The 13,312-nt window shown below is 42.0% G+C and carries 16 protein-coding genes and 1 pseudogene; 8 read left to right on the top strand and 9 right to left on the bottom strand.

Going from position 1 to position 13,312, the window contains the following annotated elements; translation table 11 throughout:
- Positions 1–29: 29 nt before the first annotated feature.
- The gene (locus DBX26_RS07630) at positions 30–1,670 is read right to left on the bottom strand and encodes a Lon protease family protein (RefSeq protein WP_118118576.1); all 1,641 of its coding nucleotides are present in this window, start codon (positions 1,668–1,670) and stop codon (positions 30–32) included.
- 211 nt (positions 1,671–1,881) lie between these two features.
- Here DBX26_RS07630 and matP point away from each other — a divergent pair, with 211 nt between their 5' ends.
- The 7 genes from matP (at position 1,882) to DBX26_RS25635 (ending at position 6,759) form a co-directional block, all read left to right on the top strand.
- A complete protein-coding gene (gene matP, locus DBX26_RS07625; protein WP_014231878.1) occupies positions 1,882–2,331 on the top strand; it encodes a macrodomain Ter protein MatP in 450 nt (149 codons plus the stop codon).
- A gap of 10 nt (positions 2,332–2,341) precedes the next feature.
- Positions 2,342–2,653: a DUF3634 family protein gene (locus DBX26_RS07620; RefSeq protein WP_014231877.1), complete on the top strand. Its 312-nt coding sequence runs from the start codon at positions 2,342–2,344 to the stop codon at positions 2,651–2,653.
- A 120-nt stretch (positions 2,654–2,773) separates the two neighbouring features.
- The gene (locus DBX26_RS07615) at positions 2,774–3,094 is read left to right on the top strand and encodes a hypothetical protein (RefSeq protein WP_065296847.1); all 321 of its coding nucleotides are present in this window, start codon (positions 2,774–2,776) and stop codon (positions 3,092–3,094) included.
- A gap of 421 nt (positions 3,095–3,515) precedes the next feature.
- Positions 3,516–3,992: a GNAT family N-acetyltransferase gene (locus tag DBX26_RS07605; RefSeq protein ID WP_065299677.1), complete on the top strand. Its 477-nt coding sequence runs from the start codon at positions 3,516–3,518 to the stop codon at positions 3,990–3,992.
- Between the two features lie 76 nt (positions 3,993–4,068).
- Positions 4,069–4,539 (top strand): N-acetyltransferase, encoded by a 471-nt coding sequence (locus DBX26_RS07600; protein WP_118118574.1) that lies wholly within the window; start codon positions 4,069–4,071, stop codon positions 4,537–4,539.
- Positions 4,540–4,548: 9 nt separating this feature from the next.
- Entirely contained in the window at positions 4,549–4,926 is a 378-nt protein-coding gene (locus tag DBX26_RS07595; protein WP_014231871.1) for a PH domain-containing protein, read from the top strand.
- Between the two features lie 345 nt (positions 4,927–5,271).
- Positions 5,272–6,759 (top strand): FKBP-type peptidyl-prolyl cis-trans isomerase, encoded by a 1,488-nt coding sequence (locus DBX26_RS25635; RefSeq protein WP_254063521.1) that lies wholly within the window; start codon positions 5,272–5,274, stop codon positions 6,757–6,759.
- 38 nt (positions 6,760–6,797) lie between these two features.
- Here DBX26_RS25635 and DBX26_RS07585 read toward each other — a convergent pair.
- Positions 6,798–6,928, bottom strand: a pseudogene (locus DBX26_RS07585) (DUF3653 domain-containing protein); the annotation flags it as partial.
- A gap of 1,279 nt (positions 6,929–8,207) precedes the next feature.
- Between DBX26_RS07585 and DBX26_RS07570 the strand changes: the two are divergent.
- Positions 8,208–8,585 (top strand): phage protein, encoded by a 378-nt coding sequence (locus DBX26_RS07570; RefSeq protein ID WP_118118572.1) that lies wholly within the window; start codon positions 8,208–8,210, stop codon positions 8,583–8,585.
- 342 nt (positions 8,586–8,927) lie between these two features.
- Here the strand turns inward: DBX26_RS07570 and DBX26_RS25440 are convergent, their stop codons facing one another.
- The 7 genes from DBX26_RS25440 to DBX26_RS07535 all read right to left on the bottom strand — a co-directional run bounded on the left by DBX26_RS25440 (position 8,928) and on the right by DBX26_RS07535 (position 13,311).
- Entirely contained in the window at positions 8,928–9,086 is a 159-nt protein-coding gene (locus tag DBX26_RS25440) for a hypothetical protein (protein ID WP_162889680.1), read from the bottom strand.
- Positions 9,087–9,096: 10 nt separating this feature from the next.
- Positions 9,097–10,530: a zonular occludens toxin domain-containing protein gene (locus DBX26_RS07560; RefSeq protein ID WP_118118569.1), complete on the bottom strand. Its 1,434-nt coding sequence runs from the start codon at positions 10,528–10,530 to the stop codon at positions 9,097–9,099.
- A gap of 5 nt (positions 10,531–10,535) precedes the next feature.
- Positions 10,536–10,868, bottom strand: coding sequence for a DUF2523 domain-containing protein (locus tag DBX26_RS07555; RefSeq protein WP_118118566.1), 333 nt, complete (start codon positions 10,866–10,868; stop codon positions 10,536–10,538).
- Positions 10,868–12,388 (bottom strand): chemotaxis protein, encoded by a 1,521-nt coding sequence (locus DBX26_RS07550; protein WP_118118564.1) that lies wholly within the window; start codon positions 12,386–12,388, stop codon positions 10,868–10,870. Before DBX26_RS07550 ends, DBX26_RS07555 begins: the two co-directional genes overlap by 1 nt.
- A gap of 133 nt (positions 12,389–12,521) precedes the next feature.
- Positions 12,522–12,713 carry a hypothetical protein gene (locus DBX26_RS07545; protein ID WP_031812170.1) on the bottom strand — a complete coding sequence of 64 codons (192 nt, stop codon included), beginning with the start codon at positions 12,711–12,713 and terminating at the stop codon, positions 12,522–12,524.
- A gap of 29 nt (positions 12,714–12,742) precedes the next feature.
- A complete protein-coding gene (locus DBX26_RS07540) occupies positions 12,743–12,988 on the bottom strand; it encodes a hypothetical protein (protein WP_118118562.1) in 246 nt (81 codons plus the stop codon).
- Positions 12,985–13,311: a hypothetical protein gene (locus DBX26_RS07535; protein WP_029803952.1), complete on the bottom strand. Its 327-nt coding sequence runs from the start codon at positions 13,309–13,311 to the stop codon at positions 12,985–12,987. Before DBX26_RS07535 ends, DBX26_RS07540 begins: the two co-directional genes overlap by 4 nt.
- Between the last annotated feature and the right edge of the window lies 1 nt (position 13,312).

The following is a 13,312-nucleotide window of genomic DNA, read 5'->3' as shown; positions in this document are numbered from 1 at the left end:
ACGTGTACGCTAAACAACTCCGATCAGTACTAAACAAACCAGTTTTTGATACGCTGCACAAATCCTTCCGTGTGTTCATGTCTTTCAAAGTTTTCAATACGTTCAGCAATTTTTCCAATAATGCTGTCGTCTTCACCACGGAATGGTTTACCCATCAAGATAGGAATGGCTTCATCGACAGTAGATACTGACCAAATGTTGAACTCTCCATTCTGAATGCTTTCTATGACGCTTTTATGTAAGGCTAAGTGCTTAAGATTTGTCTCAGGTAGAATCACACCCTGGCGCCCGGTAAAGCCTTGATGCTTACAAACCTGATAGAAGCCTTCGATTTTTTCATTCAGACCACCAACGGCTTGCACCCGACCAAATTGGTCCACAGCACCCGTGACGGCGATCTGTTGGTCCACCGCACATTCAGACAGTGCACTTACTAAACAGCATAGTTCAGCAAGCGAGGCGCTATCACCATCAACTTCACTATAAGACTGTTCAAACACAATAGAAGCGGCGTAGGGTAATGGTTCATCAAAGTTTAGCGCAGAACTCAAAAACGCCTGCATGATCATCATACCTTTGGCGTGTAAGTTGCCGCCGAGTTCAGCTTTGCGCTCAACGTCCGAGACATCACCGTCACCAAAGTGAATCACACAGGAAATACGCGCAGGCTCGCCATAAGACACCGGGTGACCCGCCATATCAATAACCGTTAAGCCATTAATCTGACCAACTTGCTCACCGGTTGTTTCAATGATCACCTGACCATCAAGTATGTCGTACACAGCGCGTTGTGGCAGGTAAGATTCACGGTAGTATTTGTCGTCAATCGCATTGTCTATCGCCTTGAAGTCGATTACTTCTGAATCACAGTGTTGGCTGGCAAGGGTTAAAAGCTGACAATGCCACATTACGCCAAGGGGAAGATAATGCTGGTCTTCCATTTCACGCATACCAGCGAGCATAAGTCTTCGATAAGCGTCTTTATCCAAACTTGGCAGGTTGTACTCCGCACACACCCAATTCACATAACCCAGGTAGGAAGATAAATTGTCCTGAGATAAGTGGATGTCTTCCTCAACCTCGGTATACATACAAAGGCCTGATGAGAAATCCTCATCGACATATTCAAGTTCTGCTAACTGGCTTCTGTCACCCGTTACAATGAGTTTTACGTCGTATGTGTTTGATGTAACGGCAGGCACAGCAACGCGCGTAGGGCTCATGTTCATTGCAGCAAATGGTTGCTTTTGAATGGCCGCTTTAATACTTGGCCAGTAACCAGGGTTTGCCAGAATCAAATTGGCAGGAACCATGAGGTAACCGCCATCCGCTTGAGCAATGAGTCCCTGTTCTAACGTCACTTCGCCATTCTCAGCGATACTGTAACGATCAAACAAATGTTTCGCGTCGAGCGATTCGGTTGTCACCACTGGCGAAGAAGCACTTTGTTCGACCGCCTTACTGATAAATCCACGGTATATTGAATTATCAACGCAATTAATCAGTAGGATACGGGTAAGGCCACCAATGTTTGTGAAGCGAGAGATTGTGGCGGACATTCGAGGTTGTAGATCAACAAATGTCTTCTTTGGTAATGTCGAAGCGGACTTCAATAATGCTTCGTATTCATCGAACGAAGGCGTAACGTCTTGCCAGTTAAGTTGGTTCATTAAAATTCATCATCATTTAATTTGGCGCCATTATAGCGAAACCGCCAATAACTCCCTAGTCCCAATTTCTACAATAACAATTCGGTACGGGTTAGCTTGCTCAAGACTTAGACAAATGAGTGATCAGCATCGATACTTCATAGAGATTTGTTTGCTGATCTTAAATAACTGGGTTACGCTGTCACTAGGTGAGAAATATGGGTCGGAAAGGATGAAATATCAGCAACTTGAAAATTTGGAATGTGGGTGGAAGTGGAACTATCTGATCAAGAAGTGGAAGGATGGAGAGGCGATAACGCGTCACATTGACTCCAGTGAAGCAGATGCCGCAGTCGCTGAGCTACGACGTCTTGAGCACGAACCTACACAAGTACTGGCATGGATAGATAACCACATGTCAGAAGAGCTTGAGAATAAGCTTAAGCAAGCAATTCGTGCAAAACGCAAACGCCATTTCAATGCTGAACAAGTTCATACTAAGAAGAAGTCCATCGATTTGGATTACCGGGTTTGGGAAAAGCTGTCCAGCCGAGCGAACGAACTAGGCTGTACACTCTCTGATGCGATTGAATACCTGCTTTCCGAAGCGTCAAGAAGTGAAAAAGCAAGCCAGAAGGTAACGTCAATTAAAGAAGACTTAAGTAAGCTGCTATCCAGTTAAGGAGTATTAAATGTTATACGTAATATTGATTGCTGCTGTTGTTATCTTTTGGCTGATTGCTGTTGACCGACCAGTGCTTAAGGTGTCGTTTGACGATGGCCATATCACGAAAGTAAAAGGCCACATGCCGCCGTCTTTTAAACACAACTTAGAAGACATTAGCGAACATAATCCGTTTACTGGAGAGATGAAAGTTTATAATCAGCGTACCGGTATGCGATTGGTCTTTTCTAAAGCGGTCCCGAAGAAAACCCAACAACGAATTCGAAATGTTTTCCCTCATCAAGGCTTTAAAACAGCCAAAGGCAAAAAGCGCGCTTAGTCTACATATCAATTACTTCTTCACGTTAAATGGGGCGCAAAATAGCGTCCCATTTTTGTATTTAAAACGTAGAAAACTAACATAACCCCAAATCTATCAATTGTTTATATGGGGTTCTGTATGCGATACGTTGTCACGTTATTAGCCTTTGTACTTTTTAGCTCTCCGACGTTTGCGGATGATTCACAAACCAATCCGGTAGCGAAAAAGATTAAAAATAAGCTTCAGCGAAAAGTCACTAAACAGTTCGATGAGTATCAGGGCTATTGCGATGTCATGATAGAAATGGAACACAAGGGAAGTAAAGCATCCATTAAACGAGTATCAGGGACAGGTGACCAGGTTGTGTGTCGATACGTGAAATCCAATTTAAAAATCGGTCAGCGCTTTAGGTATAAGGTTCCTGAGAAGTATATCCGACTCCACATTACGACGAACTAGCCAGTGATTTGAATGAAATGTTAGTGACACTGTCATCGGAATCATTTTGTGTTGGATCTAAAGCTTAACAGCAATAATGAAAGCGGATAAGAAACCTTGCGACATACTTCGTAACCCTAAAAATGACGGTTTACACAAGGTGCCAGCTACTCATAACATAGTTAAGTCGATTGGCCTCGACTGGCTTACACATTTGAGTCGTATTGACTACTCAAATATGAAGCCAACACTAAAGCCGAACCTTAGCGATGGGGTTCGGCTTTTAGTTTTGAGTCTGATTATCAAAAAGCACCAAATGAAATGCGTGACTGTCTTGATGAGTCTCAAACGGTTTATAAACGAGAAGTTTGTGACGAATGCTAGCAAGCTGTATTATTCCACCTGTTGATTGACGATAACGCTTTGGATCTTCTGGGGAAGTATGAAGTTAACCGAGTTTAAGCAATCCCATTTTAAACAGCTGGTGGAATGGATTAAGACCGATGAGTTGAATTACTTATGGGGCGGACCAGCATACACTTTTCCATTGACTCAAACACAAATCAAACGACACTGTGCTCAAGCTGAAGTGCACCCTTATCTTGTCACCATGAATAGCAACAATGTAGGGTTTATCGAACTGTACAAAGTAACAGAAGATCATTATCGGATCTGTCGAGTTTTTATAAGCGAAGAGTTTCGTGGCCAAGGGCTCGCAAAGAAGATGATGACGCTAGTGATTGATAAGGCAAGAAATGATCTGTCTGCCGAAATACTGAGTTTAGCGGTCTTTGAACATAATACGGCGGCTAGGAAGTGTTATGAATCTCTTGGTTTTAAGACGTTAACGGTTGAATCCGGTACCAGATACTTTAACGGCAAGTCGTGGAAGCTGCTACGTATGGAAAAGCAATTTTAGTGTCTTTCGGCTGTCACGCACTCATCTTTTCACTATCTACCTTAACGTCAGAGCCTGACCAATCACGGAGCGAGAAATGGAATTTGTTCCCGTAAACATCGAACAGCAATTAGATTTATGTTTAGCCTTTCGTAAAGATGCTTATGCAGTCAGTTATGGCAGCCTTGATGGCTTTAATACTGAAGATACGACAGCGTGGTTTGGGAGATTAGCGTCTTTGCCGGACGCTGGTTTTTATCATGTAATCAAAAACGATGAAACCATTGGTCAAATCGAGTTTAGGAAAGACTTGATGGATGATGAAGGCGTAAAATATGGCTACATAAACCTTTTTTACTTAAAACCGGAGTTTCGTGGACAAGGTTTGGGTAGCGAGTTGCAAGACTTCATATTTTCACAATTAAAATCTGCCAAATGCCAGTATGTCCAGTTAAGGTATTTACCAGCCAATAGCCAAGGTGTTGCGTTCTATCGTAAACATGGCTGGAAAGACGTTGGTGAGATGGATACACGAGGGCAACTGGCTCAAAAACGCATACCTGAATAGGAGATAGTCATGATCGATTTTGAAAACTCATCGGTGTTTAAGCTAAAACCGATTGAAGAATCGAAGGTGAGAGAAGATTTCTACAAGTTTCTGATTGATGGCGAAGAAATCATTGCCGCTTTCAAAAGTATCCGCGATCAAGTGGTTTTCACCAACAAACGAGTTATTGCTGCGAACGTTCAGGGGATTACTGGCTCAAAAGTGGACTATACATCGTTGCCGTATAGCAAGGTAAACGCGTTCTCTGTTGAAACGTCCGGCACATTGGATCTGGATTGTGAGATCGAGCTTTACCTGAGCGAGGTTGGTAAGGTGCTGTTTGAGATTAAAGGATCTTTTGATCTGGTCACTTTTAATAAACACATCAGCCAATGTGTGATGGGCTAACAAGACTGCTTTATAGATTCACTACGCACGGCATTTTGAAGCGTTACACTCAACTTTATGGTAGCTGGTGGCGCTCAAGGTGCCTTGCTATATAGCTACAAATCTAAGAAAAGTAGGGTACTTGAAGCTTCGCTAATGAATAAGCGAGCAGGGAGCCGCTACTTTGGTAAAGTTGATTAACCTCGACTGGCTTCACACACATATGATGTTTCTCTTGTTCAGAAATGAAGCAAAAAGGCCGAACCTTATTAGCGATGGGGTTCGGCTTTTTTTGCTTTATCACCTATGCACTCATATGAATGTAAATTATTATGGAACGAGTCAACCAAGCTACCTAATAAATATATGAGCAAACAAAAAGAAAACAAACATGGCTTAAAGCGCTATATTCCACAGGACATTAGACAGAAAATAAGAAAAGACGCAGGTTACGGGTGTGTAATATGTGGCTCTATGTTTTGTGATTACGAGCATATTGAACCAGAATTTAATAATGCACATGAGCACAACCCTGAACATATGACTTTGTTGTGTGGCGGTTGTCACCATCATGTAACTGGAAAAAGAAAATCCAAAAAAACAGTTTGGAAAGCAAAAGCGAAACCTTTTGCCTTAACACATGGTTATGTGAGAGAGCGTTTGGAGCTTTGCGAGGATGACGTTATCCGCTTGGGAAGTAATACAATAGAATTTACTCAAGTAGCTGTTGAAATATGTGGTAAACCAATCTTATGGTTTGAGTACCCAGCTGAACAAGATGAACCGGTATTAGTAAATGCCATATTCTCCGATAAAGATGGGAAAAAAGTCGCTTTTATAAACCGAAACCAGTTTACAGCCGCAGTTGGAGAGGTTGATATTAAATCTGAGGGGACCACTATTGAATTCAGACCAAAGCCAAGAGAGCTTTCTTTAATTTTAAACATTGAAGCTGACAAGCCGTTATCAATAGAGCGGTTGGAAATGTCCGATAAGGGTGTTTCATTTCAAATACTTAACGACAAAACAATGTTATTTAAGCAAGGTGGTTCGGAAGTTTCATTGAGCCAATCTACTATTAGCAATTGCGGTGGAGGATTTGTATTTGGTGGAATTCCGTCCTCCCGAAAGCTGACATTAGGCACGGTAAAAAAAATAGAATTTGCTTACAACATCGCTAGAAGTGGCTCTAACTTTATCGACGTTACTGGCGCTCATTTGGGCTGGTTGATTGGCAACTTAATATTGAACCGACAATATGATGTTGTTGGTATTATTGAAAAACAAAAAGAATCCATAGTTACTTTCGATCTTACTGGTGAATTCCTTGGTTACTTAATTTTGGATTCATCTCGAAATCTATGTAGTGTTGAGATGCCCGAACCTGAATATGAAACCTATGAGCCTATTTGGTTGACTCCAATCTCTGAAAAGTGCAAATTCATTCGCAAAACGAAGTCTACAGATGTTTCGTTTAGAATGTTTGGAAAAGCCTTGGCGTTCAGAAGACTGAACGCGACTCCTGATACCGAACAGCAAAAGCATCCCACAAAACTTGCACCCGAGAAGCGAGTAGAAGTATACGACCCAATTCGCTTTGGGGACAAAGTAATAATAAACTTCGAAGGCTTTATCGATAACAAACCATTCGAGGGAGGAAAGGCAGAGAATTTTCCAATCGAAATTGGTTCTAATAGAATGATAGATGGCTTTGAAAGCGGCTTGATTGGCGCAAAAACAGGAGACTCCATTAATTTAGACTTAGTTTTTCCGGAGTCTTATCACGCCGAGAACTTAAAAGGGAAAGCCGCTACGTTTGTAACAAAAATCATAAAGGTTCAAAGAGTCGCTTAACGCATATCTGTACTTGGAACCCACACGACGGCTTTCATTCAACGGCGCCACGAAACGGTAAGACGTTTTCTTTTGCGGGATAGACCTTGGGTTGTCCTATGTGTCCGTACATTTCCACGAACTGACGATGTTCGTCACGCCAGTACACAAATCTTTCCAGTTCCTTCGGGCGACGGCCAATGGGAAGAACAAACCAAAACGACTTAGCTCTGAAGCAAAAAAAAGAGCAGGGAAGTCAGACATTTAACTCCAAAGAACATCAATTAATATCCTGACAATTATAAGCATTAGTGACCGCGTAACTTAATGTTATCGAGATTCTCGCAAGCTCTAGGAAGAGGTGGGATCTGCATATGGCGAGTATTCTCAGTCTGGTTTTTTCAGCTATATTTATCTTGAATATCACATTTAACAAGATGGGCTAGACAATGAAACTAGCATATTACGTAAGCGATATAGCTCAAGATAATAGCGACCACGAGGTCCATAATAGTGGTGACTATGAGGTCCATAACTCGGGTTGTCCTCATTTTGATAGAATCCAATCCAAGACTTATTTAGGCTTATTTGATAATTGTGCTGAAGCAGTCATTGAAGCGAAGAAAAAATACGACCAGTCAAATGGTTGTTATTGGTGTTGCAACGAGTGCCACATGTCACACTAGTTAGGAACGGGAACTTTCTACAAACAAATCGCGCACGCACATCCTGCTGGTAAGCTCACAATAGAAATGAAGGCGACATTTGAGAAACACCAAGAGCCATACGCAGCAGGAACTTGGTGCAAGTGACGCCGTCAATAACTCCGGATTAAAGTCAAAGCGCTTTCAGTTCATAAGAAGCAGCAGACAACATTTCACTGATCGCCAGCAATTCGGCAAGTCAGAAATGTTGAGAGCGTATCTACACAATGAGAACGCTATAAAATCAGAGCGTAAGAAGTTCAATCTCAAAGATGGCTTAATTGGAATATTCAGGCGAATTAGTATCAGAACTTTAAGAACGCCAACTTGAACTGATAAACCGAGCGAACTTTGGTTCAAGGATCTTGTTAGCTCAGAATGTTGTAGGCAAGCAATATAAAATCAATCCAGCTGTTCGGTTACTTGAATGAACAAGATGAATAAGCAAGATGCAGAGCCTACGTGCATGGTGTCGAACGTAACAAAAGAATCAGTGTAAGAACTTAATCGGCGTTTAAAGCTGATGACTGGTTTTTAAAAAATTGGACGTCGTGGTGAAGTTGAATTCATGGTCCAGGCAAGAAAGCGGATAAAACCTTTAAAGAAGCAAAAGCCAAATACGGTGTAATTAAGCTGACATCAGCACTGTTAATCTTTTAACTCCTTACTACGCATTATGTCGGTTTATGTTGAATACTGAAGAAAAACAATTACATAGAATCTCATATCGATTACATATACAACCCTTTGATTATAAGGGTTTGTATGACGAACTTTCGAAAAATGAGCAAGAATTACGTTTTTCGTGAATTTGAATGTGGTTTAAGCGTAGAAGAAACCGCAAAACTATGTTTTAAAACTGTGAGGGTGGTCAAAAATTGGGATAGCGGAAAACCCATACCACCCGAATGCAAACGCCTAATGAGGATGACCAAAGGGAGGGAACTAGCCACCTCCGAAGATTGGGAAAACTTCAAAATGCACAAAAATGCCCTAGAGCTTCCAAACGGGCAGCTAGTGACAGCGCAACAAATTCTCACAGGGATTGCGCTGTTAGAACTTGGAGCAGAACCGGACGCAATGATCGTGTCGAAGTTAATGAAATACGTCAGGGCACTGCACAAGATAAAATATAAGAAATAGTAGGTTAAAAGTTTAAGATACGGGGGGGGAGACTTTCACCCCGTATTACTATACGGGGCGGTCGCAGCACGTCCGCATTCCTCCTCCTCAGTCTTCGTCGTCGTCATTTGTCCTAGCCGCTATCGAGAGAAATCAATCTCGACACTCGATTGATTTAGAGCACTATGGAATAGATATGATTGAACCTGACACTGGCAGTGCCCTGTAACTTAAGTAAAGGTCTAGCAGGAAGGGGGGCGGCAGCTTATAAATTGGATTTAGTAAGCTAACCGCGCCGATTAGGTTTAGAGGATATTTGAGTAAAGTGGGCGGCTTGGTGCCTCGTCGTCGCTCCGCAACTCCTTATCCCTTCGGGTCGAAGTTTTTAAGCAAATACCAGTTGGTAAGTATCGCACCTATAAAACCACCGAAAAGACCACCAAGAAACATATCGAAAAGTGACATCGAGGACATTGCCTCAATTACTTCTATCAACTGTTGATGTGTTACATATTCATCCATCAAAAATACCTCACATAATAAAAGAGTTGTCGCTCATGGCCTGACTGCGCAAAGAGCCAATACTTGCCACATCACTTTCTATTGGTTCGCGTTCCCGACTCTGAACCGGATTCGACGGCTCACAAGTAATCAAACTCTTTAACTGACCTTGCTTAAGCACCATCAAACATTCATCAATCAATTCAAAGGTAACGTCGACGGTATCGAGATAACGCTTGTTAAGGGAATAAAGCCCATCATCGGTATAGGCATTGATAACGATATCGAAGTTAGATGATCGCATCTGTGTTCCATTTTTCACCCTTACGTTAGTACGCTTATGAAAGCCGGACAGGTAGGCCGATTGCAAACCCTCAAAGTAGAGCACTTGGTTTACTGGAACATAAGGAGAGCTGTTATTAACCCCTTGCTGGCTATTCGGATTAGGATTCCCACCGCCAGATAAAACAGTATTACCTTGAGAACCTTGCGAAGTCCGCCCAACCGGAGAAGGTTCCACAATTTGGCCGTCAATCTGCGTCTGAGGTTCATCTGGTGAAACCTCACTTTCATCTTCAAGATATAAATCCATAGCGCCATAAATAAAATATACCGGACAAGCAATCATTAGAAATAAGGCTAAAAAGAATTTCGGTGAACGAAATAATGTATTTAAGCCACCCGATTTTGTAGCAACACCCGTCCCCGTAGATTTATAAAGCAAATGCGCTTCTAAGGGGACTTTCTTAGTAAATAAGTTAGCGTCTTTTTTTTGGGGAATAACTGGTTTAGTAACGTTGGTAGGATGTTTGTATATCCACGGTTTACGTTTAGCGAAGAAAAAACCATCCCTGTTTTTATGAAAGAATGCTTGCTCCGCACAGGCTTTAATAGAGCTATCTATTTGCAACCAGTCAGGGGAAAGCAATTCAATATCCCAGTTGTATTTACGATGGCGCATAAAGCCCTCGTTGTAAGTTAGGGGATATATTATCCGACCATCCTTATCATATTCGGCCTGACCTAAATCGTCGATTTCAGACGGCTTAAGGGAATTAACATCAATAGGGATATGACGCGAATCGAAAAATTCTTTATACCAAGGCGGCAGGTTTGGCAAAAACTCATCCAAAGGACGGTATTTTATTTTCTTACCATCAAAGCCCACATTCTTTGAAAATATATCCTGACACTCATCAATAACAATTAATGCATTGAGAGGACACCAACAAAAGAAGTGTTGCCACAAGTCTATCCCAACCTCCGAACGCGAGAAAATACGGATAAGCTTTGTAGAGGATGGGAACTTGATGTTTAAACGTTCCTCAATAACTTCTAAAGGTTCCATTCCCTCAAAGTTGGTCACAACAACCCGACCAGCTTTAAGAGCAGGGAGGATAACAAACCAAGCCGCATACGCTGACTTATACGAGCCATTACCGCCCGTTCGAATAGTGATAGCCATAATGATTACCTTGACATTCTCATTACCATTGCAGTTGCCGCACAGTTGGCATAGAGCGCCATACCTTCGGGAACCTTAAACAATATTCCCCAATAGCGAAGCTCAGCAGGGAGCACATTAAATAAATCACTAAATAAAGAACTGAATCCGATTTCTTCTAATAAGGTTGTGGCGACAAGATAAGAGATTCTCAGAAACTCAATCGTTACCGTGAATTTCATTTTTATCCACCACGTTTGGAGCCAAATAAAAAACGCATCGAAATATCCGTTTATATTTGTAAAATAATTTAATACCGTGTCGCCCCAATCCGCGAAATATTGAAAAAACTCAATCATTAGAAAGCCCCCGAAATCGCTCTAATTCCCATCATGCCAAATATAAATAAAACCACCGCTGAAATGATTCCCGCATTATCGCGCATCGACGCCATGACCTGATTAGATTTATTTATTGCCGTACCATGCCAATTTAAATCAATATCATGTGAATTAAAGGAACCACCATCTACAGCTTGACTGAATGAAAAATAGCTTCTGTATTGATTCAGCATATCTTCATATTCAGCTTTTAATATATCGACCTCACCTTGAAGCGCTGTATAAGCTGAACCGGAATATAATTCCATCACTGGTGAGCCGTTGCCACCGTTAACCATTGGTTCGCCTAAACCCTCAATAGCAGAAATAACATCACCGAAACCTTGTTGATTAGTAGCGGATAAACCATCCAGACCCGAACCAACACCATTAAGCCCATTAGCAAGTTCACCAAAGCCATTGTTTAACAGAGTATTAATTGACTTCAAATATTGATTGGTTTTGTTACCAATTCCAGAAAGCATTTCTGATTGGCCATCAAGAGCCCCCGCTACGTGATTCGCCCCATCAATTACCGATTGGGTGTTTAAATCTGTAGAAGCCTTAAGTGCATCGAGAGCGGATTTCGTTTCCGCTTGGTTTTTATTCATGTCGTTATTGATAGCATTGAGCTGAGAGTTCAAATCATCATTCATTGACTTAATAGCGGATAACTCATCACTGGTATTATCGACATCCGGTTGAGGTTTGTTTGAATCCGTAGAACCAGAGCCGTTACCACCAGAACCGCCACCATCTGGAAAAGAAGGGTCGCCCAAATCACCACTGTCAGGCGGTGTTATATCATTGTCACCCATACAGGCCGGATAGTTAGCGGAAAAAATAGTACAAGACTCAGGAGGCGGCACGTCACAGTAGTTATTTTCTGGTGAACAACACATACCGTATCTTGGATCCCAATCAGGATGATTTTCGTCGCATTTGTTTTCATCATCCAAACAAGCAGGAAACGAAGGGGAACCAGGCTCACAGCCAGTTGGTGGAGGCGGCTCTATATCGCAAGACATACGGAAATCTGGCGGGTCAACTTGATCATTACAAATAATGGTGGGAGAACCGCCGTCATCAAAGCAACTGGATTCAAAATCCCTCATTTGCTGTATTGTCGAAGGCTCAGAACAAAACGGAGGAGGTGGAGGCTCAACACACTCACCATCAACTAATTCCGTACCATCGGGGCAAATATCCAATACATAAAGATATGCCAGAGAAACGGCATGTGTTTTACCTCGATCGTCTAGACTACAAACAAAATTCCTTTGTGATGAATACCCCTCAATTCTACAATCATAATATTCACCAATAGTAGGATGAGAACAAGAAAATGACGAAGCAAAAGAAGCATCTGCATATACGACGTCGTAACCACAATATGAATTAGATGAATGAAATTTCCACTCAAATATGTCTTGAGAATAAGCACTAAACGAAAAACTCAGTAATACCAACAGTGTCGCAATGCTTTGTTTAATACTCATTGAAACTCCTAGAATTAAAAAACGCCCCACTAGGAGGCGTTGATACCAGACTTAAAACCCCCGACAAATCCACCAAACATCGAGAGAGCGAAAAGCAAGGTGATAGTGGTGGTATATAAATCCTGCATAGTGATTACGAACGCATCGCGCCAATCATCATGCGAAGGCCGAAACCGATAGCCGCTAGACCAATCAAACCAACCACTACTAATGTGTAGTTTGCTTGACCTTCAGTTACCGCCGTACCGATAGCCGCAGAGTGGTCAGCTGCGAACGTAGAGCCAGATGCAACCGCAGTTGCTAGAAGTACAGATAGTTTTTTCATAGGAATATCTCCAAAAGGTTTTTACAAAGTTAGGCTTTACCAAGCCCTTTAACGATTCGTCCTAGCACATGGCCGGACACGAAAGAGAGCAGCAAATAACCCGTTATTTCCGCGTAAAATGCTGCATCAATATCAAACTCCAAGCTTGCGCTGGTACTCATCAACTGATAGTCGTCATTGCTCACCATAACGAACGTGCAATTGGCTAAGGGCTCGTAGGGGAAAGCCTTAATCGTTCCATCAGTGAGGATTTCGGCGCAGACTGAAAGAGTCATAATTCGTCTTCTAATTCCGCAATTTTGAAATCAGTAACTAAGTTACGCTGAGGGTTCTCAGGGTCTGGCTCAAGAGTCAGAACACACTTAACAGGGAACTGGTTTTGAATCTTGTCAAACTCAGCAAGCAGAGCAGGGTTAGCCGACATCGACATTTGTTTTTGTGTCAGGCCATACGCCTTACACTGACCCTTTGCTGACTTCCAACCTTGGTTAGGTGTGAGAATATTAAGTTGAGCAAAGTTATATGGTGTATCGTCCTTTTTGGACAAACCCACCGAATGCTCACAGCCAGCGACAACAACAGTAATTGTGTTACTCATT

The sequence above is a fragment of the Vibrio sp. dhg genome (genome assembly GCF_003443775.1).
Lineage (GTDB): Bacteria > Pseudomonadota > Gammaproteobacteria > Enterobacterales > Vibrionaceae > Vibrio > Vibrio natriegens.
The sequence above is the reverse complement of the archived record's forward strand: the minus strand, read 5'-3'. Positions and strand labels throughout refer to the sequence as shown.

What these genes read in the sequence shown, in the direction of transcription:
- DBX26_RS07550 (WP_118118564.1), bottom strand. Translation starts at nt 12,388, where the DNA reads ATGAGTATTAAACAAAGCATTGCGACACTGTTGGTATTACTGAGTTTT.
- DBX26_RS07540 (WP_118118562.1), bottom strand. Translation starts at nt 12,988, where the DNA reads ATGACTCTTTCAGTCTGCGCCGAAATCCTCACTGATGGAACGATTAAG.
- DBX26_RS25440 (WP_162889680.1), bottom strand. Translation starts at nt 9,086, where the DNA reads ATGGATGAATATGTAACACATCAACAGTTGATAGAAGTAATTGAGGCA.
- DBX26_RS25635 (WP_254063521.1), top strand. Translation starts at nt 5,272, where the DNA reads ATGAGCAAACAAAAAGAAAACAAACATGGCTTAAAGCGCTATATTCCA.
- DBX26_RS07600 (WP_118118574.1), top strand. Translation starts at nt 4,069, where the DNA reads ATGGAATTTGTTCCCGTAAACATCGAACAGCAATTAGATTTATGTTTA.
- DBX26_RS07620 (WP_014231877.1), top strand. Translation starts at nt 2,342, where the DNA reads ATGTTATACGTAATATTGATTGCTGCTGTTGTTATCTTTTGGCTGATT.
- matP (WP_014231878.1), top strand. Translation starts at nt 1,882, where the DNA reads ATGAAATATCAGCAACTTGAAAATTTGGAATGTGGGTGGAAGTGGAAC.
- DBX26_RS07630 (WP_118118576.1), bottom strand. Translation starts at nt 1,670, where the DNA reads ATGAACCAACTTAACTGGCAAGACGTTACGCCTTCGTTCGATGAATAC.
- DBX26_RS07605 (WP_065299677.1), top strand. Translation starts at nt 3,516, where the DNA reads ATGAAGTTAACCGAGTTTAAGCAATCCCATTTTAAACAGCTGGTGGAA.
- DBX26_RS07560 (WP_118118569.1), bottom strand. Translation starts at nt 10,530, where the DNA reads ATGGCTATCACTATTCGAACGGGCGGTAATGGCTCGTATAAGTCAGCG.
- DBX26_RS07545 (WP_031812170.1), bottom strand. Translation starts at nt 12,713, where the DNA reads ATGAAAAAACTATCTGTACTTCTAGCAACTGCGGTTGCATCTGGCTCT.
- DBX26_RS07570 (WP_118118572.1), top strand. Translation starts at nt 8,208, where the DNA reads ATGACGAACTTTCGAAAAATGAGCAAGAATTACGTTTTTCGTGAATTT.
- DBX26_RS07595 (WP_014231871.1), top strand. Translation starts at nt 4,549, where the DNA reads ATGATCGATTTTGAAAACTCATCGGTGTTTAAGCTAAAACCGATTGAA.
- DBX26_RS07535 (WP_029803952.1), bottom strand. Translation starts at nt 13,311, where the DNA reads ATGAGTAACACAATTACTGTTGTTGTCGCTGGCTGTGAGCATTCGGTG.
- DBX26_RS07615 (WP_065296847.1), top strand. Translation starts at nt 2,774, where the DNA reads ATGCGATACGTTGTCACGTTATTAGCCTTTGTACTTTTTAGCTCTCCG.
- DBX26_RS07555 (WP_118118566.1), bottom strand. Translation starts at nt 10,868, where the DNA reads ATGATTGAGTTTTTTCAATATTTCGCGGATTGGGGCGACACGGTATTA.